General features: G+C 65.0%; 1 protein-coding gene and 1 other annotated feature. The gene reads right to left on the reverse strand.

The window, feature by feature from the left end:
* Positions 1-39: 39 nt before the first annotated feature.
* Positions 40-1268 (reverse strand): IS3 family transposase gene (locus MEU52_RS21680; protein WP_238123947.1). Its coding sequence is split into 2 segments (ribosomal slippage): positions 40-980 and positions 980-1268, totalling 1230 coding nucleotides; the frame shifts between segments, so codons are not numbered across the junction.
* Positions 871-987, reverse strand: a sequence feature (AL1L pseudoknot). It overlaps the preceding gene by 117 nt.
* Positions 1269-1321: the final 53 nt, after the last annotated feature.

Raw genomic sequence — 1321 nt, forward strand, 5'->3', positions numbered from 1 at the left:
TGAACCGCGCCGGGATTGTCGGAGGCAGTTTGGTTTGAGTCACGCGGCCAGTGCAGGTTGGTCCAGCGTGGCGTGGAATCGTGCCTCGGCTTCGGCTGGCGGGATGTTGCCGATAGGCCCCAGGATCCGCCGGTGGTTGAACCAGTCGACCCATTCCAGGGTGGCGTACTCGACGGCCTCGAAGGAACGCCATGGCCCACGCCGGTGGATCACCTCGGCCTTGTAAAGGCCGTTGATGGTTTCCGCCAGGGCGTTGTCGTAGCTGTCACCGACGCTGCCGACCGAGGGTTCGATCCCCGCGTCGGCCAGGCGTTCGGTGTACTTGATCGAGACGTATTGGACGCCCCTGTCCGAATGGTGGACCAACCCGCCGTGCTTGACCGGTCGCCGCTCATGCAAGGCCTGCTCCAGAGCATCAAGCACGAAGGCGGCATGGGCCGTGCGCGACACCCGCCAGCCGACGATGCGCCGGGCGAAGGCGTCGATGACGAAGGCCACATAGACGAACCCCTGCCAGGTGGCGACGTAGGTGAAGTCCGACAGCCACAGCATGTTCGGCCGGGGCGCATGGAACTGGCGATTGACGTGGTCCAGCGGACAGGGCGCCGTCTTGTCGCTCACCGTGGTCTTCGCCGGCTTGCCCCGGATCACGCCTCGCAGGCCCATCTCGCGCATCAGCCGTGCGACCGTGCAGCGGGCCACGATCCGGCCTTCCCGCTTGAGCTGGTGCCAAACCTTGCGCACGCCATAGACGGCGAAGTTCTCGTCGAACACCCGCCGGATCGCGATCTTCAGCGCCGTGTCCCGCCTGGCCCGTTCCGGCAGACGATCCGGATCGGTTCGCCGGGATGCATGCCGATGATAGGTGGACGGGGCGATCGGCAGGACCTGGCAGATCGGCTCGACCCCGTGCGCACCCCGATGTTCGTCGATGAAGGCGATCATGGCTTGAACCGGCGGTCGAGCTCCGCCATCGCAAAATACGCGCTGGCCTTGCGCAGGATCTCATTGGCTTGCCGCAGTTCCCGGTTCTCCCGTTCCAACGCCTTCAGCCGTTCCGCCGTCTCGCTTGGAATACCGGCCCGCGTGCCAGCTTCAACTTCGGCCTTCTTCACCCATTCGTTCAGCGTCTGGCCGGAACAGCCGATCTTCGACGCGATCGACATCACCGCCGCCCATCGCGATGGGTGATCCTTCTCATGCTCCAGCACCAACCGAACCGCGCGGGCACGGACCTCGGCGGAGAACTTGTTCGTCGTCTTGCTCATCGTGGCTTCAATCTCTCAGGAGTGGAAGCCTCCGACAATCCCGGCGCGGTTCA

Source organism: Xanthobacter sp. NM-25 (assembly GCF_022138605.1).
Classification (GTDB): domain Bacteria; phylum Pseudomonadota; class Alphaproteobacteria; order Rhizobiales; family Xanthobacteraceae; genus Xanthobacter.